This is a genomic window from Pseudomonas sp. G5(2012) (genome assembly GCF_000408945.1).
GTDB lineage: Bacteria > Pseudomonadota > Gammaproteobacteria > Pseudomonadales > Pseudomonadaceae > Aquipseudomonas > Aquipseudomonas umsongensis.
In genome coordinates this window covers 43028-66588 of record NZ_APIO01000037.1, presented here as the reverse complement: position 1 = coordinate 66588, position 23561 = coordinate 43028, and the positions used below count along the sequence as shown (strand labels likewise).

Sequence of the window (23561 nt, the reverse complement as noted above, 5' to 3'; positions counted from 1 at the left end):
TATGCACTCCGACAGCAAATCACACCCCAAACGGATAGGTTTCGTCCTCCGCTTCCAGTTGCTGGTTTTTCGGCAGCGGCAGCGCGGTAACCGGCCTGGTTTGCTCGATCCAGATCATGGCATCGAACTGTTCCGCCAGCATCGACTCGAAATAGTGACTGAAGCGTTCGGTTTCGGGACGGTAAATCACCCCGATGGCCCGTCCCAGCAAGCACGTGGACAGGACGCTGCGCAGCTCTTTGCGCTGCGTGTCACGCCAGTCGGTCAGCGACGCTGCAACGCCCGCCTTGAGGAACTGATGCTCCCAGCTGTCTGGCCGGGAGGGGCGGATGTCCTTGATCAACATCTCGCCGTCCCAGTCATCAGCGGCAGCCACCTGACCGCGGTCAGTGGCCATGCCGATGAGTACGACATCGCGTCCGAAGGCGCTGCGACACAGTTGACCGATGTTGAACTGCCCCTTCCAGCCCATTTCCGTGGCGCCGGCATTGCCGATATGGGAGTTGTGGGCCCAGACCACGGCCTTGGCTTGCGAGCCCCGGTGTTCGAGCAACGCGCGCAACGTATCGAACATGTGCCGGTCACGCAGGTTCCAGGAGGCTGTCGAGCCCCGATAGATCGCGCGGTAATACTGCTCGGCCGCCATCACTACCCGGGCATTCTGCGTCGCATTGAAGAAGGCTTCGTCGTTGCGGATGAGCCCGGCCAGTTGTTCAGCCAGCATGGCATTGAGCTGATCGATCACCGGCTGTTCACAGGGCATTACACCGGCGCGCTCGACAAAATGGCCATACAGCGCAGGGTCATCCTGCCATGGGGTCAGGCAGCCATAGCGCCGACGTGCTTCCTGGGCCAGGCGCGGGTCAACCCGATCCAGATAGCTCAGTACTTCATGAATGGAATTACGCAAGCTGTAGACATCCAGGCCGCGAAACTCGACGCGATGTTCAGGCGCTTGCTGATGGTTGAACTGATGCAGCCAGTGGGTGAAAGCCTTCACCTCGCTGTTGCGCCACATCCAGGTGGGGAAGCGGCTGAAAATGTGGCGCTTCCACGCCGTATGCGCCAACCCTCGGACATACTGGTCGACATGGCCGGCGTCGGGCCAGTCGGCTTCCACCGCGACAATATTGAAGCCGTGCCGCTCGATCAGCCGTTGGGTAATCGCAGCCCGGGTTCGATAGAATTCCCGGGTTCCATGGCTCGCCTCGCCGATCATCACCACCCGCGCGTCGGCGTAGCGGTCAAACAGGTCGCCAAAAGCGGGGGAATCCAGGTCCGGCAACGGTTCGGCGTATCGATGCAACACCGGCGCTATGTGCGACGTGTCATCGTGATGTTGCTGGCCGTAAAGTTGTTCCAGCAATGATTGCGTATGAGAGTTCATGAACGCCATCCTCCGAAAGGTAGGCTGCTGGTGGCGGCATGGCGCTCGGGTCGTACCAGAGGCTCAAGCGCCCCGAAAACATTGCACGGGTTTACAGGTACAGGCGGTGAATGACCTGTTGGGGGTCGAAGGGGTCGTCGTGTGCTTCAAAACCAAGACATCTGGCCAGGTCGCGCAGGGGCGCGTTGCTGGAGGCGCCAACCGAGTACAACAGGTGGACGCCGTTACTGCGGGCGGCGTCGATCAAGTGCTCCATCAATAACGTTCCCAGGCCCAGGCGTTTCCAGGCAGCGGCGACGGTCAGCGCGCATTCGCACTGGTATTGACCCATGGCGGCATAACGACTGGCGCCGATTGCGCTCAAACGGCCATTTTCGTGGACCAGCGCTATGCAGCCTTGGCCCTTGCGAGCTTCGTGCTGTTGCCCGAGTAAAAACCCGTGCCGGGACGCCGGCGCCAACTGCCGGACAAGGGCGCATTCATAAGCTCGATCTGCTTGCGCGACATGCCGGATCAACACCGCACGACCGTTGCTGAGTACATCAATCCGGGATTTTCCACGGGCGTAGTCCCAGTCATGCCAAACATCGGGGCTCTTGGAAGCGAGCATCGTGCGGCCCTCCATCCAGCGTTCTCTTGATGCGTAGTAAAACCTGCGAGTTTCAATTCTTTTCTACGCCGTTGGCCGTTCCCGGATTTGATCTGGATCAGGCACGAGTGAGGCGATCAGGGTGAGTCCGCCACGCATGCTCATTGGATCGCCCCGGGTAACCTGGGGTTAGCCGGGGCGATCATTCAGGCGATCAGCAATTGATCTTCCACCTTGGTGACTCCCGGCACCGACCAGGCGGCTCGTTCGGCGATTTCACGCTCGCGCCAGAAGTGCACTTTGCCTTCCAGTTTCACGACACTGCCTTCGACTTTGATACGTATGCCCTTGGCGTCGACTTCAGCGTTGCGCTTGAGGGCTTCTTCGATACTTTGCTGGATATCGACGACGTTGACTCTCGGGCGCAGGGTGATGCGGTTGTCCACGCCCACAACGCCCGACAATTTGCGCACCGCGCTTTCGGCGAGCTCCTTCTGGTATTGCCAGTCCACCTGGCCTTCCAGGGTTACCCAGCCTTTTTGCACGACGACCTTGACGTCGCCTTCGGGCGTATCGGAGCGCCAGGAGATAATGTTGACGGCACGATTGGCGATGGTGTCATCGGCCGTACCTGCGCCTTTTTCCAGCCGGACCTGTATTTCCTCAGCCACGGCACGCACGCCTTTGATCGCTTTGACTGCCCGTTCGGCACTGACTTTCTGGGCATAGCTTTTTACGTGTCCGGAGAGTGTGACAACGCCATTGTCCACGCTCACGCCAATGTGGGCGGCGTCGATATCGGGTTGAAAATCAAGCTCATCCAAAATGGTATTGCGCAAGGTTATGTCGCTCATGATCCTGTCCTCTCCCGCATGACTGAAGTACATGGGCTGCCAAAGCCCATGTCTTTTTTTACGCCTGAGCGACACCAGGACATTGAGTTAAATCAAAAAGGCCGCAGTCGCCCGCTCTGCCATTGGCCAGCCGGTTTTTTGATAAATGTCAGAAAAAGCCTGCAGTGGCGTTGGATACTGCGTTTGACTGGCCTTCGCAGCCGGGACTTATTTGGAGAAGATCATGGACAAGCGCTTGCCTGTTGTTTGCCTCGGTATTCTTCTAGCCACCACTGCCGGATGCAGTAGTAAGCAGGCCCAGGAACTGGATGCCCGGCTGGAATACGCTGAAAACAACGCCGCAATGGCGCGATTGAGGGCCGATGAGGCGCACCTCAAGGCGGAACTGGCGATGGAAGTGGCACGTCAGGCACAACGGACCGCCGATGAAGCCAATGCCCGTACCAGCCGAATGATCGAAAAGGGAACGCCTAAGTGACATTCAGAGGTGATAGCGTGACTGTACAAGTCGCCTGATCTGTTCCATTGCCTGCCCGGGTGCCAGGCTTGTGTCCGTCTCGATCAGGCGGGTCTTATTGGCAAGCACGTCGTCCCGGATCACTTTGCGAAACCAATTGGAAAAATCCCCGACATTGATATGTTCGCGAAGGGCGGGCTCTTCAAGTCGTGTTGAACAGGACAAAAACTCAGTCAGGTTAGAGGCGCTCTGGCCAAGTGCGGGAAAGTGGAATGATCGCCATGCACCCACATCTCCCGCGACGTACTTGCCGCTGTGACGGTGGTGCTTTTGATGAGGCTGCACCTGATCGAGCAGGAAGACCTCGTCGCCTTCGTGCACATTCCAAAGACAGGCGTTTTCGAGGCCTGGCGAGCGTTCTGGAAACCCTGGGCTCGGGCGCTGCATGCGTTTGGCGAACTGTTCGACCAGTTCCCGGGCGGTGCTGCCGAGTGTCACCAGTACGTCTACCCCCTCAAGCAGTGCCGGACAGACCTGATCGAAGTCGAGGGCAACGATGATTGCGCCAATGTCCCCGAGAAAACCCGGCGGCCAACCTGCGCAGTGGGGAAGCATGTAATGCGCTTCGTCGACGATCAGCCAGTAAGGCCGGCCGGAAGCGCTGCGCAAATTCTGGATAAAGGGCAGCAGTTCGCCAAACAGCTGCACGCGCGCTGCGGGATCCAGGGCAAGGGCGTTGACCACCACATTGAGCTGAGCCTGTAGAAGGTAATGCACCGACTCTTCTGTCGTCGGGGGGGCGGTCAGCCCGCCGATCGTTACCGCATCTTCCAGCGTCAGATAGTCTCCCTCTGGATCGATGATGCAAAATCCCTGATGAGCCTGGACCATTCGTTCTGTCAGCCAGGTGATGTAGCTGGATTTACCGGCACCCGAATTGCCAACGACCAACATCACCGATTCCGCAGGCAGCCAGAGCTTGCGGCCATGGGTGGACTGGCCCAACTGGACGCCAATGCGTTCGACGCAAACCAGTGCCGCGTCTTTTTCCAGCAGCATGTCGACCAGTTCGCAGACACCTTGGCCATGATCATGAGTCAGGCACAGGTCAGCGCTGGACTTGATCGACGCTATGGCATTGTTCACCGCCGCGGCACAGCCGCAGATCGATAGAAAGGAGTGGTCGTTTTCCGCATCGCCCACGCCCACCACGTTCAGCTCGCATATGCCCAACTCGCGCAAGGCTGCAAGAAGGCCAGACGCCTTGTTCACGCCGGTTGGCAAGATCATGATCGCATCCTTGTTGAACGTTATCTGCAGTTCAAGGCCGAGCTCTCGAATGCTGCTGACCACCGCATTTTCAAACGGCTGCCAGGTGGCGATGACCGAACGACCGATCGACAAAGGCGTGACACCCTTGTCGCGCAGGTGGCCCACCAGCTCGGTCGAAGCGGGGTCTGCAATAAGCTCCTCGGTGTCTGTGCTCGGGTCGTACAAGATCGCGCCGTTTTCCGCAACGACCCTGTCAAACAGATCCAGGTGTGGAAAATGATGCTTGAGCGCTTGCAACTCCCGGCCTGAAATCAGCACGAGCTTGCGGCCGCTTTTTTTCAGTTTGCCGAGCGCTGCGCAGACCTGCGGTGGAACGCTGCCGTTTTCGGCAATGGTCCCGTCATAGTCCACTGCCAAGGCCAGGAAGTGCATGCTTGCTCCATTGTCTGACTCAATTGAGAGAGGCAGGGCAGAACACGAGCTGCCCGTCTACCGATTTCACGTCTGTATTGGGATGCTGATTCCTTGCGCCAGCATTGATTTTTGTCAATTTCAGGTGCGATCGCCGGGCGAAAATGGTTAAAAGCGCACTTCAGGGGTACAGGTCATGAACGTCAAGGGCATGCAACGTACTGACAACCGGTCACCCACCATTCTGGTCATTGGCCTGGCCACGCTCCTGGGCTGCACCGGGTCCAATGAAGACGGGGCGCAAGAAGCGGTACCGATGTCCGCGATCGCCATGGCCGACAATCTGTGTTCGTTGTGTCACGGGCTGACGGGGGAGTCTGTCTCGCCCCTGGTTCCAAAGCTGGCTGGCCAGCAAAAGGACTATTTGACCTTACAGCTGACCGACTTCACACAGCATGGCCACAACGATGTACCCGGTAATCGCTACATGGGCGGATTGACCCATTTGACCGGGACTCAGATTGTTGAACTGGCCGACTATTTTTCGAGCCAGAGTGCCATGAAGGCGCAAGCCGATACGCCGGATGCGCGCGGTGAATCGATCTTCCGCCAGGGTTTGCCGCAGGCAGGCGTCGCCGCATGCAGCAGCTGCCATGGTGCGGACGGGCGGGGCAATGGGCAGGTTCCACGGGTGGCGGGTCAGCATGCGATGTACATGGCTCGCCAGATCCTGCGGCTTCAGCAAAATGTGCAGCGCCCCCACGGGGCTCCGATGCAGCAGGTGGATCATGCGCTGTCTCAAGTGGATGCCCAGTCGGTCGCGCAGTACATGGCGACACTCGGGGCCAGGCAATGAGCGGCGGACAGGGCGAAAAGATGTAGGCGCAACTCCGGCTGGACATGGCGTGATCACGCCAGCGCTGCTCGGGTGCAGCCAGATTGATCTAAATCAATGGGCATCCTGTTATCGGCCGCATGCTGGTCTCATGGATGGGTAAGGGCGCTGGGTCATGAACATCAACAAGCTGATCGGTATTCACGCGGTGCAAGGTTGGTGGCGGAGCAGGGGAGCGACAATAGGAAACCTGCGTCGACCCGGCAAAAGGCTCTGGAAACGTGACGCAACCTACCTGCTGTTGATCTCGCTGGCGTTGCCGGCGGGTTATTTCATGGCGTATTACTATGCTGCCCATACTTTGAGGGAATTGGTGAGCTCTTGCTCCGCGCGTTTCGAGATCGAACTTGAAAAAGCCGAGATAGAGCCTCCCATCGAAGCCCTATCACGATCCTTGTGCGAATGTCAGGCGCAAACACTGCTCAACAAAAACGGCGTCGTGCGCATTGCGCTGGTCGACAGCCACCTACTGGATCCGCAGTCACTCGAGCCTGTAACGGAGGAAGACGGAGAGGCCTGTATCAACGCCCTGTGGAAGCCAGACGCCGAACTGGCCAAGCGCCTGACGCTTGAGTGACATACTGCAAATCGTGCCTGCATGTTCATCTACGCCAGGGATCAAGGTGTGCTGATCAGTATCAATTCGGATGCGCATCGCACGGCTGATTTTTCCCAGTTGCGTTTCGGGGTCGCGCAGGCACGTCGAGCCTGGCTGGAACCCCATAACGTGCTCAACACTCGGTCGCTATCAACGCTGAAGTCGTTTCTGCGCGGTGGCGGGGACAGGCAAACAGAACGGGTTCAAAGCTTATGTCAGCGTTAGACAACACGCCCCGGCCATTCGATTCAGCTGGAACAAGGGATCGCAGACTTGATGTAGATCAAGTCGCAAGCAGGGCAGACTTTCAAAATCAAAAAAAGTGGCGGGGTTGGCTCTTGGGCGCAGAAATGCATGAGCGACTTTCTGAATGCTGAGTAACTGGAAGGGCTGGAAGCCTGGGACGGGGCGCTCGTGCACTCGTCCATGTAGGACTTTCATCTGACTGGAGGACCTGTCATGAGCCAGTATCAACGCTTGTTGCTGATAATCGATCCGACGCTGCGCCAATACCCGGCACAACATGCGATGGCGCTGGCCAGGGCCAGCGGCGCCAGTCTGCATATCCTGGCACTTGTTCCCGCTATAAAAGGGTTGTGGATGCTTGAGGAGCGCGACAGGTTACAGCTTCGTGAGGATTGCCTGCGACCCCATCACGACTGGCTCAATGAGCAGACCGCCCCGTTGCATGGCAGGGGGATCACAGTGACCACGCAACTGGCGTGGGCTGAAGATATGGAAAAGGACATCATCGATTATGTGACCGACATGCAACCTGATCTGCTGATCAAGCAAATCCGGCATGAGTCGGCATTCAAACGGGCAATCTTCACCCCGCTGGATTGGCAACTGCTGCGCCATTGCCAAGTGCCGGTGTATCTGGTGGGAAGCAGCCGGCACGTGTTACCACGCAAAGTGGTGGCTGCTGTCGAGGTCACCGATACCACGCCCGCCGACAACACGTTGAACGAACGGATCATCCAGCAGGCAAGTAGCCTTGCCCTGCAGTGCGATGCCGAGCTGCATCTGCTGTACGCCTGCACCATCTCGGCAGCGTACCTGGCGGACTATGACGGCCTTACCCTTGCTGAACTGACCAAGGCGCTCGGCAGGGATCTGAAAAAAGCCTTTCTGGCGCTGGCCGACCAGTTCGGCGTGCCGTCCGATCGCCGGCATTTCATAGAAGGACACCCGATCGCAGTCTTGAATGAGTTTAGCCACGACCATCAAATGGATGTGATCGTCATGGGCAAAGTCCAGTCCCGTGGTCTGGGTAAGTTATTGGGCAGCACCACCGAGCACATCCTGTACCAGGCGCCATGCAGCATTCTGGCGGTATAGAAGCGGCGTTACAGGCGCGCGTAATGGGCCTTTGTAGAAACTGGATGTAGGGGAGGGGGCTGCACCACGCGGCGATCATGTGAACGACTGCATCGACATATCATCAGCCTGGAATTGGTTTATCGGTGTCTGGGCCGGAGTATTGCGACATCGAACTTGCACGTGCCGATTGATGCCATAACGCGGTTTTGTATTCGCCCGAATGGCAGGAGAGATGAGGAGCACCGCCTAGGTTACCCCTGCGGAATCTGGGTTTGGCGTTTGGTCTGGTCCTTCTCATCGACGGATTTTCCAGTTACCTAGGTATCCGCAAGGTGTTGAGGATTGAGCCATTCGAGACTTTCAGAGAGAGCAGTATCTGAATCTAGTTTTATATTCCCAGTGTTTTGCCTAGCCTTAGAGGAGGGTGGTTTCGCATCACTGAAGTTTAAATCTACTATTAGCTAACTCAACTAAACAGACATTTAGTTTAGTTATTCTTTTTGGTCATAACGGAGCGGGCAGCTGAAGGGGCGAGTTCATCTCAACATTAAACGCACGAGATCCGTTCGAGTTAAGCTCTGGTTGAAAATTTCAATCGGGAGTAAGCCTAATGCCGCAGCATCTGACGCCATGAATGGTCGAAAGCGCATAACGGTATTAAAAGGCCGCAAAGCACCTTAAGTATTGCGACAACATGCTACCAGTTGCTCAGACCAATGCTGCACTTGGCATGGAAATCCTGCTTAAAAGCTTCGTTTCAATGCCCAATGGCAAGCTTGGCCAGGTCAAGAAACCTATGAAGTTGACCACCCAGCGATCAAGGCCGCACATGAGCATCTGAAAGCTGCAGACAGAATTCCTGAAGATCGGATAGGCAAACCGGCTGATAAACACGATCTGTTGACCCTGTTTTATGCGATCCCTGAACCGATCCGGCAACGAGTTAGGCTTGATCGTCGTGAACATTGGATCGAGTAACATCGGGACGTTTTTTCCAAGGCGCGTTATCAATACGAGATAAATGCCAGGAGTGGCTCCAGTGACATCTTGACCGGATCTTGGACGATCTGATTGCTGACGTAGTCGACTGGTATCGCGAACCGGGTTGCAAAGACCTGTTCATCGCGTGTTACGGAATGCCGTCGCAGGAGCAGCTATCGGATTCCGATCTGGAGTCGGAGAGCCTGTGAGCCAGGCTTTAAATCTGACCACACACGCTCACACGTCCGTATAAGGCGATACGCATAATGTATATTATGTTAAATCATGTATTTGGATTGTTCTCGGTTGCTCACCTCATCAGTCTGGAGTTCTGCCTGCCCCCATTCCCAGTTCTACCCACTGATCACCGAACCTGAAGCACCTTGCGCATGTACATCCACATCCAAGCAAATTCATTTTCTGTTGGAGATTACAAAGCATTGTGAGCAGGCCCAGAGACTCACAGCATTCATCCAGGTAACTAACCACCCCAGATTCGTCCTGTCTGTGTGTATGTCACAACGCATCCCTTAACGCTGTCGTAAAAGACTTCGTCGCCATAAAAAACGTCACCAAACACACCGCCATACGCACCTTCCGGTTCTGGATCGTGGGAAAGTTCCGATCCTACGGTTGTGGCGTAGATGTGGAATCTGATGTCGGGCCTGTTCTTTAAATAGGCCGTGAGTTGTTCGGACGTCGAAAAATATCGATCTTTTTCGCCGGTCTGTGCGGTGAGAAAAGCAAGCTTAACCTCATGGAGAACGCGTTGCTAATAAGTAAGGATCATCGACTTATCCCTCCGCTATGGTGTTCGCTGGTTGATAGCTCAAAGGTAGAAATTTCTACCTCATGCAATCAAACATCATCCTCCTGACGTAATCAACTGCACATCCAACCCAAACCTCTCCTGAGAACCCTCCCCCCTTACCAAATCAGAGCTCACCAGCAAATTCCACCCAGATCTTTATCAGCGAGACTGACGCCAATGTGCGGTTGCTGTGGTCGACCTTCCACTCCATCGAAATGGCCAGGCGTTAGTGGTTGCCGTGTTGGATGGGATTGAAACGCCTTGCCAGTAAGACCTGAATTCAGGCTTGCTGGCTACGCTCTGTTTCCAAGTCACTTCACTTCCTCCACCTCATAGTTCGCAAAACCAAAATCCTCGGACTGAGCAGCGTAAGCGGCCAGCCAAACCTGAGCCTGTACGCAAAAGCAAAGGGCCCAGAAGCGCTAAAGCATCAACCCCAACCATGAGCTTCCTCGATGAAGTGCAACACGGCGCTGGAACGCTCATCAATGCGCGAAATCAGAGAAAGCTCACTGACCATTTCCGGCTGAGCCAACGGAATTATCCGCACGCCAGGCATGGTCAGTCGGGTCATGGTTTCCGGCACGATACTCAAACCAATGCCCGCTGCGACCAGTCCGGGAATGCTCATCAACGAGGGCACATACATGATGTTCTCCGGATGCAGTTGATTCTGTCGGCAGGCCTGCAGTGTGTGCGAGGTTAAGCCGATACCGGCAGTGTCCTGCAAAAATACGAATTTCTCGTGCCGCAGCATCGCCAGCTCGCCGGTAAAACGTTCGGCTAGTTCGTGGTTGTCCGGCATGAGCAGGACGAGATTGGACTGACTGAAATGATGTGTGCGCAACCGGTCTGGAAGGTGATCCTTGAACACCCTGGCAAACGCCAGATCCAGCTTGTGATCGAGCAGCATTTCAAACTGCGCGCGAATACCCGCATCCACCAGCGACACTTTGACTTCGGGGAACGTGCTGAAGTAATGCCGCAGCAATTGCGGCAGATTGGCCTCGAACAATGCCGAATGGTAGCCGATGTTGATTTCGCCGACTTCGCCCCTCCTGGCACGCCGCGCAGCCGCAATCGCCAGTTCGCTAGACTCAATGGATTGCCTGGCATGGGGCAGAAACGCCAGGCCGGCAGCGGTCAATGCCACGCCACGGTTCTCGCGCCTGAACAGTGTCAGGCCTAACTCTGATTCAAGGGTACGCATCAATTGACTGAGCGCCGGTTGTGCAATGCCCAGCTGCTCGGCGGCCTTGCTGAAATGCTGGAGGTCGGCCGCAACGACAAAGGCCTTCAGATGTCGCAGTTCCATTAGGCGTACTCATAAGGTTGGCTTATGTATTTGTGCAGATTTCGATAATTATTCTGCAAGCAGGATGCGTTAACGTCTACCCACTTCGACGCGTCCTTCCAGTGGCCCTGCCCCGAATGGGAACGTGTGAGTACCCATAACCATAAAAACAACGACGAGCACCTCTATGAGCACGACAAGTCACGAGACTCATGATTCGCGCATGCCTCGCAAAGCGGTGACCGCCGCGACTATTGGCACCGCGCTGGAATGGTTTGACTTCACGCTGTATGGCGCGATTTCGGCAACCATTTTGCCCAAGCTGTTTTTCCCGGCGATGGAACCAACGGCGGGCCTTCTGGCCTCGCTGGCAACCTTCGGTGTGGGTCTGGCCGCTCGCCCATTGGGCGCGATTACCTGTGGCTACCTCGGCGACAAACTGGGCCGTCGCAACCTGATGCTGGCCACCGTGACCCTGATGGGGCTGGCGTCAGTACTGATGGGCCTGTTGCCGACTTATGGTCAGATCGGCGTCTGGGCACCGATTCTTCTGGTGCTGCTGCGCATCATTCAAGGCTTCGCACTGGGCGGTGAGTCCACCGGCGCCCAACTGATGGCCTTGGAACACGCCTCACCCGATCGCCGTGGGCGCTATTCGGGCATGCTGGGCCTGTGCTCACCGCTTAGCCAGATTTTGGCCAACGGCGTGCTCATGGGACTGGCCGCCACGTTGTCCAGCGAGCAGTTTGAAAGTTTTGGCTGGCGAATCCCCTTTCTCCTCAGTTTCATACTGGTGGTGGTCGGGATCTTCATCCGCCTGAAAGTCGATGAAACACCCGCGTTCGTTGCCTTGAAAAAGACTCCGGTCAAACAGGAAAAAAGCCCACTTAAATCCGCCGTCGGCAGCCACTACAAGACCATCCTGCGCTTGATGTTGTTCTTCTGCTCGCCCGCTGCGCTGTTCTATCTGATCGTGATCTTTTCCCTCAGCTACCTGACCAAGCACCTGGGCTTTAGCCAGCAAACGGGTTTTATGTCGCTGATGGTGGCAAACGTCTGCGCGATATTCGGTGCACTGGCCGGTGGTTACCTGGCCGATCGCTGGGGTCGAAAAAAGGCGCTGGCGCTGGGTTCGTGCATGACCTTGCTGATCCTGTTCGTGTACTTCCCGATCCTCAACACCCTGAACGTCCCCGCCATCATGGCAATCATGGGGCTGTTCCTGGGCTTCACCCAGTTCCAGAGCGGCATCCAGCCCGTGGCATTCGCCGAAGCGTTCCCGACCCAGGTTCGCTATTCGGGTTCCGCACTGGCCTACACCGGCGCCAACCTGGTCATTGGCGGCCCAATGCCAATGATCGCGGTCTATCTGATGGCCCAGTCGAACAACTCGCCGTGGCCTCTGGTGACGCTGTGCGCGGTGATCAATCTGATCTCGCTGGCGATGATCGTCATCGGCCCGGAAACCCGAGGTATTGACCTAAATACCGTCGCTGCACAAGACACCGTTGATACCACCCCCACCGCCATACTCACTAAATAAAGCAGCAGGACGACCATGAACCGCACTGTCTTCATCCTCAACGGCCCTAATTTGAACCTGCTGGGTCGGCGCGAGCCGCACATCTACGGCCACACCACGCTTGATCAGATTCGCCAGACCAGTGAAAGACTGGCCGAGGAACTTGACCTGGTCTGCGACTTTCGCCAGACCAACCACGAAGGCGTGATGGTCGACTGGATCCAGGAGGTTTTTGAACAGGGCGCGGCGCTGATCATCAACCCGGCCGGCTTTTCGTTTCACTCGATTCCGGTGCTCGATGCCCTGAAGTTGCTCGATACACCGCTGATCGAACTGCACCTGTCGAACATCCACGCCCGCGATGAACTACATCGTCACTCGATCATGTCCGGTGTGGTCAACGCCGTTATTTGCGGCATGGGAGCCGACGGTTATCCCCTGGCTATCAGGGCCATTGATGACCTGCTGCGCCGCAAGGCCCTGGGCAACTGACGCATCTCATCGCTTACTCCTGATACGGCGGTCTCTTTGGCAGAAGGTTAGCCGGGCCGCCTGCGCCTGAAATCCAGGTGCCGACCTCATAAGTGCACACAAAAAAACAATAATCCACTGCGAGAACACCTCCATGTACTCCCCTCTTTTTCACTGCAACGTGCCCGTACGACGCTCCTTGATAAGCCTGGCCCTGGCACTCGGTGCAGGACAGGTCGCCGTTGTCCAGGCCGATGAAAACAGCGGTTTTATCGAGGGCGCCAGCGCCACGCTGAATCTGCGCAATGCTTACATCAACCGCAATTTCGTCAACCCCGCCTACCCCAGCAGCGCCGCGCCTCAGGGCAAGGCTGAGGAGTGGACGCAAAACTTCATCCTTGACGCCCGCTCCGGTTATACCCCGGGAGTCGTAGGGTTTGGTGTTGATGTGCTGGGGCTTTATTCACAGAAACTCGACGGCGGCAAAGGCACGGGCGGCACTCAGCTTTTGCCTATCCATGATGACGGACGCCCCGCCGACAATTTCGGACGGCTTGGCGTTGCCGCCAAGGCCAAGGTGTCGAAGACGGTGGTCAAGGTAGGCGAATGGGTCAGCACGCTGCCGATTCTCCGTTCCGATGACGGCCGTTCGTTGCCGCAGACCTTTCAAGGCGCCCAGATCACCTCCCAGGAAATCAGCGGATTGACGTTGTACGGCGGTCAGATCAGGCAGAACAGCCCGCGTAACGACGCCAGCATGGAAGACATGTCCATGAACGGCAAAGCGGCGTTCACGTCTGACCGATTCAACTTCGGTGGTGGTGAATACACCTTCAACGAGAAACGCACCACCATTGGACTCTGGTATGACGAACTCAAAGACATCTATCAGCAGCAATACATCAGCTTGACCCACAGCCAGCCGGTGGGCGACTGGACGCTCGGCGCCAACATGGGCTTTTTCACCGGCAAGGAAGACGGTGCCGCCCTCGCTGGCGACATGGACAACAAAACCGCCTTCGGCTTGTTCTCGGCAAAACTGGGGGGCAACACCTTCTATGTGGGCTTACAGAAACTGACCGGAGACACTGCCTGGATGCGCGTCAACGGAGCCAGTGGCGGCACGCTGGCGAACGACAGCTACAACTCCAGTTTTGATAATGCTCAGGAACGCTCCTGGCAGGTGCGCCATGACTTTAATTTCGTCGCAGTGGGCCTCCCGGGACTGACCATGATGAACCGCTACATCAGTGGCGACAACGTGCACTCGGGAGCGTTTACCGATGGCAAGGAATGGGGGCGCGAGTCAGAACTGGCTTATGTGGTGCAGTCCGGCACGTTGAAAAACCTAAGCGTCAAATGGAGAAACTCAAGTATCCGCAAGACTTTCAGCACCAATGAGTTTGACGAAAACCGGCTGTTCATCAGCTACCCAATATCGTTGTTGTAGGGGGGGCAGTTGAGCCAACTGCGCTCATCGGTACCCGGCCTTGCGAACCAAGGCCGACCCACAAAGGCAGACAGTAACCGGAGTGCAACGAGCTGAGCCGAACCTGAGTAGAGGAGCCGTGTCTCCTCCATACTCATGCCTAGCGACATTCCCATCTCAATAGCCATAAACCCGGTAACCAGCCCGAATGGAACCACTGCGGGAGTCAGTGGGATGAGCGTCCGAATTACGAATTGATGTGTCAACAGCGCTCGTGAATCTTTTTGCTTTTGCGTGATTGACGGTCGCAGGCATAGGCGCTGATTCGCACCAGGTGTCGATGGGAGGGATGAAGTTGGGTTTAAGCCCGCGACGTGTACGCGGTGTGCGAAATTTAGGAGCCCACAAAAAAGGGCCCTCGACGGGCCCTTTTGTTCTCAAACCAAAATCACTTGGTCAGCCAGGACTCAACGGTCGCGGAGCCGTGTTGCACTTTCCATTCCTTCAGCGTTTTGTGATTGCCGCCTTTGGTTTCGACGATCCGCCGGTGTGCGGCTTTTTGTAGACTTTTACCTGACGAGGCTTACGAGTGCTGGTCCTGGACTCAGTAACTGGTGCACGACGACCGGACATCGGGCGTCAGAAAAAGCGTCCACCCGATGTGAGGCAATCGCAATTTTTTTTGTAGGTTTAATCCAACTCGCTGATGCAGACCACTTTAGGCTGCGTCATGTCCTCATACGCAAATCGAACACCTTCGCGCCCCAGACTTCCGTACTTGAAACCACCGAAAGGCATGGCATCGAAACGATAATCCGAAGAGTCATTGATCATTACGCCACCCGCTTCAATCTGACGCGATAGTTTTAAAGCCTTGGAAATATCACGTGTAAAAAGACCTGCATGCAGGCTGTACTCTGTTGCGTTAGCCAGAGCAACGGCGTCGTCCAGATGATCAAAAGGTTCCAGGATAACCACCGGCGCGAAGACTTCCTGCTGCCAAATCGTACTGCTATGTCTCACATGCTCGAGCACGGTCGGCGCATAACTTCCAGCTTGGCGTTGGTGCCCACACAGAAGGACAGCACCTTCGGCCAGTGCTTCATTGACCAATTGCTCCGTACGGCGCGCCGCCTGCTCCGTAATCATCGGGCCTACATCCGTTGCTCGCTGGTTAGGATCACCTACTACCAAGGCGCGCGTTTGACTGACAAAACGCTCACGGAACTCCTCATAAATTGAACTATGTACGAGGATGCGTTGAGTGCCGATGCAATTCTGCCCTGCTGCCCAAAAGGCACCCGACACACAGGACTCAACGGTCGGGCCGATATCACAATCTTCAAGCACAAGAACCGGGGCATTTCCCCCCAGATCCATTGCCAGCTTCTTCAACCCGGCGGTACGAGCAATGGCCTCACCCGTAGCAAAACCACCCGTGAAGGAAATCATCCGTACGTCGCGAACCTCCACCAATGCTTTACCCAGGTCAACGCCACCCGTAGCCGGGGTAATCACAGAGGGTGGAAGCCCCGCTTTCACCAAGCACTCGACGAGCTTGAGAGCAGACAGCGGCGCGAGTTCCGAGGGTTTCAAAATCACGGCATTGCCGCCGGCGATGGCCGGGCCGAGCTTATGGGCGACCAGATTCAGCGGATCGTTATAGGGGGTGATGGCGACGATAAGTCCCAACGGCTCCCGTGTGAACCAACCTTGCCGCGATTCCGATCCTTCATAAGCCCCAAATGGAATTACTTCACCGGCGTTACGACGCGCCTCTTCCGCCGATAGCTTCAAGGTGTTCACGCAACGCTTCACCTCCTTCTCTGCTTGTCGCAGCGTTTTTCCCGCCTCTGCAACGATCAGCTTGGCAAATGCATCAGACTCAAGCTCCACACACCGAGCGGCATCCTCAAGAATGCGCGCACGCAGGTGACGAGGCATTGCCGCACTCTCGCGCACGCCGATTCGCGCGCGTTCCAGCAAGCCAGGAACTGCGGCTGCATCAAGGCAAGGGACGCTTCCTACCAAGCGACCATCGAATGGACTGAACACATCAATCTGTTTGGCTTCCACAAGCTGGATACTGGCCATGCTGGATACGCTCATGACAACCTCCTGTTACTTGCCGTGGGTGGTGTGAATGGCGACGATGTCCGACAGCAATGCAAAGGCCGTCTCGATACGCCCTGCCCCAGGCCCGGACACCGTGACAGCTCCCAGCAGTTCGGTATTGAATGACACGGCATTCGTGGCGCCGGCGATACCTGCCAGAGGATGCGAATCCGGCAGCAGCCGGGCCTCGACACTCGCTCGAACCGAGCCATCGGCTGCACGATCGGCTGAGCCAATCAGTTTCCAGCTCGCACCATTGGCACTTGCCTGAGCAATATCTTGCGCACTGATATTGCTGATGCCCGAACACGCTACATCACTGACATTCAGTCGTGCATTCAGCAGTTCGTTGGCCAGGATGACCACCTTGAGGCGTACGTCAAACCCCTCTACATCGGCGGTTGGATCGGCCTCGGCGTAGCCGAGTTGTTGCGCTTGCACCACGGCATCGTTAAACGCCAGGCCATCTTTCATCTGGCTGAGCACATAGTTGGAAGTGCCATTGAGGATGCCTTCAAAACCTTGGACGTTAGCACCCGCCAAGGCCTGCTTGGCCAGGCGAATCACAGGAGTGCCACTCATCACCGCCCCCTCGTATTCGAAAGCCACCTGGTTGCGACGGGCCAACGCTTTGAGCTCGGCCCCGTGCAGCGCAATGGGCCCCTTATTGGTGGTGACTACATGAATGCCACTTTCCAAGGCCCAACGGCAAAAGGTAGTTGCGGGCTCACCATCCACCGGGTTTGTGAAAGTGGCCTCAGCGATGATGTCTGCACCGGAGTTCTTGATCACGGCTTCATTGAAGGCCTCAGCCTTGCCGCCAGGCAGGTGAGCGAATGCGCCTTTTTCCACCGGTAGCGCGACCAACTGCTTTGCATCAAGACCCTCTTTGGCAACGATGGAGCCAAGGAACAGATCGGTAACACCGACGATTTTAACCGTGAAACCCAGGGAGTTTTTCCACTCGGCATTACGCTCGGCGACCAATTGGGCAAAGCCACGGTTCACGCCACCAAACCCTACCAAGGCAATTTTGTACTCAGTCATAACAGCTGTTCCTTTATTGATGTTGTTCGATAGGAACATCCTAAGAGCGGAGCTTTGGCAGTTGAATATGGCAGTCTGCTGTATTAGTTGAGCGTTTTGCCCAAGCGCGATCTTTTAAAACACCGCGGAAAGAACGAACGATGTCACGGTGTTTTCCACCCCCGACATGGCCGCAATTTCCTTCCACACGAGGTGGACACGTTCAGGTGTGGCGGCATTCACGCGCAGCATCAAATCGAACTCACCACTGAGTACTTCACACTGCACGACTTCGGGAATGGAGCGCAGAGCCGCGAGTACTTCTTCGCCACGCATGCGGTCATAGCGGTAGACAAAGATCACCGCGCTGATAAGCGATGTAGGTCGTCGTGACTCACCGAGAAGGACTGTGTAGCCCTGGATCGCACCATCGCGCTCAAGACGCTCGATACGCTGACGCACAGCATTACGGGACAAGTTGATCTTGGCACCCAGTTCGATATGGGCTATTCGCGCATTGGCGGTCAGTTCGGCCAGTATGCGTTCGTCCAGCGGATCCAGAATGCGCTTCATGGAAGCCTCTGCTGTGCCAGACGGAGAGCCTGGCACAGGCCCTCCAGATCGCCCTTGGCCAGGTAAGGCAGTTGCTCGCGCACCTCGACAGTCCTCGCAACGCTTGCTTGCCAGACGCCGAGCTCTGCCAACAGCGCTGCCGACTTGGCCGGCGCTATTTGCCCGAAGGTGACCATTGGCGCCCCCAGGCTGCGTCGATGAAGCCGGCCGGCCAGCACACCGACAGCGGTGTGAGGATCGATGGCGGAACCTGTCTCTCGAAACAGTTCGACCACCTCATCGCGCACCTGGGATTCGTCTACCGCATAGGAATCGAAGAGTACTCGGGCACGCAGCCATTGCTGATTGCCGATGCTCATTTCTCCGCAACTTTCAAATTGCTCCATCAGCGCTTTTGTTGAGCAGCCATCGTGCTCGTAAATCTCCCAGATAAACCGCTCCAGGTTGGAAAACAACGAGAAGTCCATCGCTGGCGAAACTGTTCGACTGGTCATCCGGGTGGAGTAGCGATTGCAATGAAAAAACTGGTGCAGCGCATCATTGCTATTGGTAGAGATGATCACCTGATTGATGGGTAATCCCATTTTCTGCGCAATGTAACCTGCGCATATCTCGGCCGAGCTGGCAGCGGGAACGCTAAAGCCGACGGGACGTGAACCACCCCCCAGTTGCAACGCCGCGTGGAAGTAAAAAACGATTTGGGCCAGGACGCCGATCCAATTGGTCGAGTTGAAACAGACCGGCATCACTGCGTCCAACGGCCACTCACGCAAGAGTCGGGAGACCAGCGTCTGGCAATCATCGAAATTTCCGTCAACCGCAAACAGCTGAACCCGCGTTGGGTCGGCTGCCTGCAAGGCACTGAGTTGCTCAGGCGCAAGCCCCTCGCGCGGATACAGTATCGCCATGCGGACAGCCGGGCAGTCAGCAAAGGCTTCAAGCGCCGCGAGACCTGTATCACCATTGGTTGCACCGACCACCAACGCCTCTCTACCCACCTCCTCCAGAAAATGCTTGACCAGGCGCGACTGCAACTGCGCGGCGAAATCCTTGGAAGAGTGCGTCGGGCCATGAAACAGCTGGAGTATCCACTCGTTATGCCCGATCTGCTCAAGCGGGGTAATAGCGCGGTGCTTGAATTGTCGATAACTGTCGCTGAGCAATGCTCGGAGGGTGCTTTCGTCCATGGACGAACCAACAAATGGCGAGATTACCCGCCATACCAGCTCATCAAACGGCAGCCATGACCAGCTGGTGATTTGTTTCTCTGTGAATACCGGCAAACGGGTTGGTACATACAGGCCACCATTCTCGGCGAGCCCCGACAGCACCACACGGCGAAAGTCCGCCCGCATGTCACCGCCGCGTGTGCTTACATAATCCATGGTCACTCCCAATCGGTATTACAAAAGGCGATGGGCTTGAGCCACCAGCCAAGTAGAAAAATTTGCGGCATCAGGCGATAGCACTTCGGACTGCTCGTGCACCAGATAAAAAGATTCGCTGGCCTCTATTCGGTGATTGAATGGCGCAATCAATTGCCCACTCTGAAGCAAATCCTCGACAACGGAAGACCGCGCCAGCGCAACGCCCTGCCCCAATTCGGCCATGCGAATCGTGGAAATCAGCGTGTCAAACTGAAGCCCACGGGAATAATCGACGTCGTCTGCTCCAACTCGCTTCAACCAATAGCCCCAACCTTCTTCGTAACCCAACACGTGAAGCAGGGAATGGTTCATCAAGTCGCGAGGCTCATGTATGGGTGATCTGACCATGAGATCTGGAGAGCAAACAGGTTGAAGGATGTCCCAGGTCAATCGCTGAGCGTGCAAGCCAGACCACTCACCGCATCCCCACCGGATCTCCAGGTCATCCTCACCATCCGGTTCTTTCACCCAAAGATTGCTGATGTATCGAATATCAATCTGGGGATACTCCCGACAAAAGTCTGCGAGTCGGGGGGCCAACCAATAATGAAGAAAGGAAAGGCTGCCGCGCACCTTCACATGTCTTCGATTGTGCTGACCGAAAATCTCGTTCGTGCCAACGGCAAGGCGACTGATCGCGTCCTGAACAACAGGCAGGTACGACTGCCCCTCCTCGGTCAAGCCAAGCCCTCGGGGTAAGCGCTTGAACAGCGCCACACCGAGGTGACTTTCTAACTGACGAATCTGCTGACTCACGGCCCCTTGAGTCAAATGGAGTTCTTGCGATGCGTGGGTAAAGTTCAAACAACGCGCCGATACTTCGAATGCCCTCAACCAATTCAAGGGTGGTAGTGACTTTTGACTCATCGGCGCAACCTCATCAGGGCGTTATCTATACTCAATCATTGCCTGAGAAATTCACGCAGTGCTAGAAGAATGAGCAGCTGCGGCTAATGCCAACCTTTCTGCTCTCTTGTTTCGAGTGATCCAATAAACGAAATAGCACCACGCAATAAAGGGCAGGCCGAAATAAAGCGCCACTCGCTGCTCCGGATCAAATGCAATACCGACGCAGGCCAGGAGGCAGCACAACATTGCACCGATAGGCACCCACGGATAGCCACGCACACGGAAATGCAGGTCTTCAACGCGTCCGCCATTGGCAACGTATTGACGACGGAACGCGATCTGGCTTGCAGCAATGCTCATCCACACGACGACGACCGCCAGACCGGAAATGGACACCAAAGCCAAGTAAACCGTATCAGGGGCAAACACACTGCTGAGCAGAGAAGCCACTGCTCCTGCCATGCTAAGAACGATGGCGTTTACGGGCGTTCCGCGCCGGGAAAGCCTGGCGTAGCGCTTAGGCATATGTCCTTGATCGCTCAATGTCCACAGCATGCGCGATGCTGCATACAGCCCAGAGTTGGCGGCAGAAATCAGTGCAGTGAGAATGACAAAGTTCATAATGTCGGCGGAGTATGGGATACCAATCAACTCAAACACCATGACGAATGGACTTTCTACAAGTCCCGCCTGCTCCCGTGGCAGTAAGGTCGCAAGGACGAAAATTGTTCCCACAAAGAACAACGCCAAACGCACCACTGTCGTGCGGATTGCCTTCGGTACACTGGTTTGTGGATCTTTCGCTTCGCCTGCAGCAATTCCGATCAGCTCTGTTCCTGAAAATGCGAAGGAAACAGCCAGGAGGGTCATTGCAATGGGCAAGAACCCGGTGGGGAACAGCCCCTCACGAGTGAAGTTGGAAAGTCCCGCCCCCTGCAGACTCTGTACTTGCAAAAGTCCGATAATTGCCGCCCCCCCGATCGCTATGAACGTGATAACGGTCAGGACCTTAATCAGCGAAAGCCAAAATTCAGTTTCCGCAAACAACCGGACAGAGACAACATTGCTTAAGAAGACTGCAATGGCAAACAACGCACTCCAAATCCAGACCGGCGTTTCAGGAAACCACCGCACCATCAGTATACCCGCGGCTGTAAACTCTGAACCGATAGCGACTGCCCATGTGAGCCAGTAAAGCCAGGCCACTGTATAGCCGGTGCCTGGGCCAAGGTATCGCGTTGCGTAGCTACTGAACGATCCGGTTTCTGGCATCTGTACAGCCAACTCACCGAGACAGACCATGACTAAATACACCATCACCGCACCGATGATGTAAGCGATCACCGCACCGAGCGGCCCTGCCTGATTCACGGTGTAACCGGAGGTAAGGAATAACCCCGTACCAATCACACCGCCCAGTGCCAACATAACGATATGACGGGTTTGCATTTCCTTTTTAAAGCGCGAGTTTGGATCGGGCTGATTATTTTCTATACGCGTGGACATAGTTGTATTCTCATGAAATGTTCGGACAAAACTTGTAACTGGTTTTTTGGCAGTACAATTTTTTCGTCGCTGGATATTATTATTTTCATTCTTCATGAATGGCTTAAGATGAATATCGAAAGTCCTGCCTGCATTCAGGCTTCTATCTCAATGAAACGTTTGGCACTGTCAGCGTGAAGGATTGCATCATTTTGTTTACTTCGCACTAAAGCGAAGGCTTGCTTTAGATCAGCCAGTAAATCTGCTGAATCTTCAATTCCTACAGACACCCGAACCAGACCTTCGGAAATTCCAAGTGCCTGACGTTCTTCCGGGGTATTTTCCACATGACTGGTTGTCCGAGCAGGCCCATAAATAGTCTCGACCGCACCCAAATTACCCGCCCGATGCGCATATCTGAGCAGCGGGAGCAAACGAGTGACAGTGTCCATGCCTCCTTTAAGCACGAAGCTGACGATGGCTCCGAATCCGTTCATTTGCGATCGAGCAATGTCATGACCAGTGTGTTGAGGCAAGCCCGGATAGTTCACGGACTCTACCAACGGCTCGGTACAGAGGTACTCGGCCAAAAGTTGTGCGCTCGCCTGTTGCTGACGAAGGCGCAGAGCCAGAGTCTTGATGCCACGGATGATTAGATACGCCGAAAAAGGATCCAGCGATGCCCCATTGATTTCGCGGTAATGGCGAACTTGAGACATCAGATGCTCAGCGCCGCAGACTACACCGCCGAGTACATCACCATGACCGGACAGAAATTTGGTCGCGCTGTGCACAACCACATCAACGCCTAAAGCGAGCGGATTCTGATTTAGAGGCGTCGCGAATGTGTTGTCCGCAACAACCAAAGCACCCACTCGCTTCGCCGCTGCCACAAGGCGCCGAATATCAACAATTTTCAGCGTAGGGTTCGTGGGTGTTTCCAAGTACAGGACGCTGCATCCTTTAGCAATCTCCTGCTCAAGAACCACAGTGTCGAGCGTATCGCAAAGGGTTACCTCTACCCCCATGCGTGGAAGGAACTCCTCAAAAATCTTGTTCGTACCACCGTAGCTGTCACGTGTAGATATCACACGCTGCCCATAGGATAGGAAGGTGTGTAGTACACCGCTGATTGCGGCCATTCCGGTGCTGAAAGCTACGGCCGACTCTGCGCTTTCGAGTTCACAGATTTTATCTTCCAGGACAGAGACCGTGGGATTGCTCATCCTGCTGTAAATGAAGCCAGGCTCCTTTCCCAATGCCACGTCATACCATTTGTCGATATCGTCATACCCGTAGGCGGCACTGACCACTATGGGTGCCTGGGTCGCATTGTAGGGATGTTGAACCTGCTCTCCTGCCCATACGACTCGAGTTCCCATCCCAACCTCTGAAGCTTGGACGGTGCGTTTTTTGTTTTCCATAAAGTTGTCTCGCATCAAGGGAAACACAACCGTGTTCCTGGTGGGCTTGGGAGGACTATATGGAAGGCTCGTGCTTGTGAAAAATCATGATATCTGGGAGTAAGGGGTGCTTTTTTTAATGGCTGGATGCCAGTTAAAGAGTGTCAAACCGTTACTGGCTGAGAAGTGCTCACATTCAGCTGCGCATGTAGTGGCTGGTATCGCGCCGGGCTACTTGAGCCGTTCTGTAGCCCATGGTCGGTATCCATTTCGTTTTCAAGCGGAACACGCGCTCCATTGGCGCGTTGACCCTCGCGCTCATGGCGGATCGCAAAGTTTGGGTCCCGGGCCCGGGCAATGTCTTCGGTGATCACCCGCTCGCGCCGAAA

19 protein-coding genes and 2 pseudogenes are annotated in these 23561 nt (G+C 55.7%); 7 read left to right on the top strand and 14 right to left on the bottom strand.

Going from position 1 to position 23561, the window contains the following annotated elements:
• Positions 1-19: 19 nt before the first annotated feature.
• The 3 genes from PG5_RS12635 to PG5_RS12625 all read right to left on the bottom strand — a co-directional run bounded on the left by PG5_RS12635 (position 20) and on the right by PG5_RS12625 (position 2830).
• A complete protein-coding gene (locus PG5_RS12635; RefSeq protein WP_020797519.1) occupies positions 20-1387 on the bottom strand; it encodes an erythromycin esterase family protein in 1368 nt (455 codons plus the stop codon).
• Between the two features lie 91 nt (positions 1388-1478).
• Positions 1479-1997, bottom strand: coding sequence for a GNAT family N-acetyltransferase (locus PG5_RS12630; RefSeq protein WP_033043832.1), 519 nt, complete (start codon positions 1995-1997; stop codon positions 1479-1481).
• Positions 1998-2182: 185 nt separating this feature from the next.
• On the bottom strand, positions 2183-2830 hold the full coding sequence (locus PG5_RS12625; protein WP_042955355.1) for a BON domain-containing protein: 648 nt from the start codon (positions 2828-2830) through the stop codon (positions 2183-2185).
• A gap of 223 nt (positions 2831-3053) precedes the next feature.
• Here PG5_RS12625 and PG5_RS12620 point away from each other — a divergent pair, with 223 nt between their 5' ends.
• Positions 3054-3308 (top strand): Lpp/OprI family alanine-zipper lipoprotein, encoded by a 255-nt coding sequence (locus PG5_RS12620; protein ID WP_020797515.1) that lies wholly within the window; start codon positions 3054-3056, stop codon positions 3306-3308.
• A 3-nt stretch (positions 3309-3311) separates the two neighbouring features.
• On the opposite strand, the gene PG5_RS12615 is transcribed toward PG5_RS12620, so the two are convergent.
• Positions 3312-4991: an HAD-IIB family hydrolase gene (locus PG5_RS12615; RefSeq protein ID WP_020797514.1), complete on the bottom strand. Its 1680-nt coding sequence runs from the start codon at positions 4989-4991 to the stop codon at positions 3312-3314.
• Positions 4992-5166: 175 nt separating this feature from the next.
• On the opposite strand from PG5_RS12615, the gene PG5_RS12610 reads away from it, so the two are divergent.
• The 3 genes from PG5_RS12610 to PG5_RS12600 all read left to right on the top strand — a co-directional run bounded on the left by PG5_RS12610 (position 5167) and on the right by PG5_RS12600 (position 7804).
• Complete coding sequence (locus PG5_RS12610) at positions 5167-5826, top strand: c-type cytochrome (RefSeq protein ID WP_020797513.1); 660 nt, start codon at positions 5167-5169, stop codon at positions 5824-5826.
• Positions 5827-5980: 154 nt separating this feature from the next.
• On the top strand, positions 5981-6442 hold the full coding sequence (locus tag PG5_RS12605) for a hypothetical protein (RefSeq protein ID WP_020797512.1): 462 nt from the start codon (positions 5981-5983) through the stop codon (positions 6440-6442).
• Positions 6443-6922: 480 nt separating this feature from the next.
• Positions 6923-7804, top strand: a complete 882-nt coding sequence (locus PG5_RS12600; RefSeq protein WP_020797511.1) for a universal stress protein — start codon at positions 6923-6925, stop codon at positions 7802-7804.
• Between the two features lie 2204 nt (positions 7805-10008).
• On the opposite strand, the gene PG5_RS12590 is transcribed toward PG5_RS12600, so the two are convergent.
• The gene (locus PG5_RS12590) at positions 10009-10893 is read right to left on the bottom strand and encodes a LysR family transcriptional regulator (RefSeq protein ID WP_020797508.1); all 885 of its coding nucleotides are present in this window, start codon (positions 10891-10893) and stop codon (positions 10009-10011) included.
• A 166-nt stretch (positions 10894-11059) separates the two neighbouring features.
• Here PG5_RS12590 and PG5_RS12585 point away from each other — a divergent pair, with 166 nt between their 5' ends.
• The 3 genes from PG5_RS12585 to PG5_RS12575 all read left to right on the top strand — a co-directional run bounded on the left by PG5_RS12585 (position 11060) and on the right by PG5_RS12575 (position 14315).
• Positions 11060-12415: an MFS transporter gene (locus tag PG5_RS12585; protein ID WP_042955354.1), complete on the top strand. Its 1356-nt coding sequence runs from the start codon at positions 11060-11062 to the stop codon at positions 12413-12415.
• Between the two features lie 15 nt (positions 12416-12430).
• Positions 12431-12886: a type II 3-dehydroquinate dehydratase gene (locus PG5_RS12580; RefSeq protein WP_020797506.1), complete on the top strand. Its 456-nt coding sequence runs from the start codon at positions 12431-12433 to the stop codon at positions 12884-12886.
• Positions 12887-13019: 133 nt separating this feature from the next.
• Positions 13020-14315, top strand: coding sequence for an OprD family porin (locus PG5_RS12575; protein ID WP_042955353.1), 1296 nt, complete (start codon positions 13020-13022; stop codon positions 14313-14315).
• 427 nt (positions 14316-14742) lie between these two features.
• On the opposite strand, the pseudogene PG5_RS34870 reads toward PG5_RS12575, so the two are convergent.
• From PG5_RS34870 to PG5_RS35330, 9 genes and pseudogenes are all read right to left on the bottom strand, one after another.
• Positions 14743-14930, bottom strand: a pseudogene (locus tag PG5_RS34870) (histone-like nucleoid-structuring protein, MvaT/MvaU family); the annotation flags it as partial.
• Between the two features lie 54 nt (positions 14931-14984).
• Positions 14985-16403: an aldehyde dehydrogenase family protein gene (locus PG5_RS12570; RefSeq protein WP_020797504.1), complete on the bottom strand. Its 1419-nt coding sequence runs from the start codon at positions 16401-16403 to the stop codon at positions 14985-14987.
• A gap of 12 nt (positions 16404-16415) precedes the next feature.
• Positions 16416-17456 carry a homoserine dehydrogenase gene (locus PG5_RS12565; protein WP_020797503.1) on the bottom strand — a complete coding sequence of 347 codons (1041 nt, stop codon included), beginning with the start codon at positions 17454-17456 and terminating at the stop codon, positions 16416-16418.
• Between the two features lie 114 nt (positions 17457-17570).
• A complete protein-coding gene (locus tag PG5_RS12560) occupies positions 17571-18008 on the bottom strand; it encodes an Lrp/AsnC family transcriptional regulator (protein ID WP_020797502.1) in 438 nt (145 codons plus the stop codon).
• The gene (gene thrC, locus PG5_RS12555) at positions 18005-19393 is read right to left on the bottom strand and encodes a threonine synthase (RefSeq protein ID WP_020797501.1); all 1389 of its coding nucleotides are present in this window, start codon (positions 19391-19393) and stop codon (positions 18005-18007) included. Before thrC ends, PG5_RS12560 begins: the two co-directional genes overlap by 4 nt.
• Before the next feature lie 18 nt (positions 19394-19411).
• Positions 19412-20302: a LysR substrate-binding domain-containing protein gene (locus PG5_RS12550; RefSeq protein WP_033045435.1), complete on the bottom strand. Its 891-nt coding sequence runs from the start codon at positions 20300-20302 to the stop codon at positions 19412-19414.
• A 51-nt stretch (positions 20303-20353) separates the two neighbouring features.
• Complete coding sequence (locus tag PG5_RS12545; protein ID WP_020797499.1) at positions 20354-21790, bottom strand: amino acid permease; 1437 nt, start codon at positions 21788-21790, stop codon at positions 20354-20356.
• 134 nt (positions 21791-21924) lie between these two features.
• Positions 21925-23193, bottom strand: a complete 1269-nt coding sequence (locus PG5_RS12540; RefSeq protein ID WP_042955360.1) for a cystathionine gamma-synthase family protein — start codon at positions 23191-23193, stop codon at positions 21925-21927.
• A gap of 184 nt (positions 23194-23377) precedes the next feature.
• A pseudogene (locus PG5_RS35330) lies at positions 23378-23506 on the bottom strand (IS3 family transposase); the annotation flags it as partial.
• Positions 23507-23561: the final 55 nt, after the last annotated feature.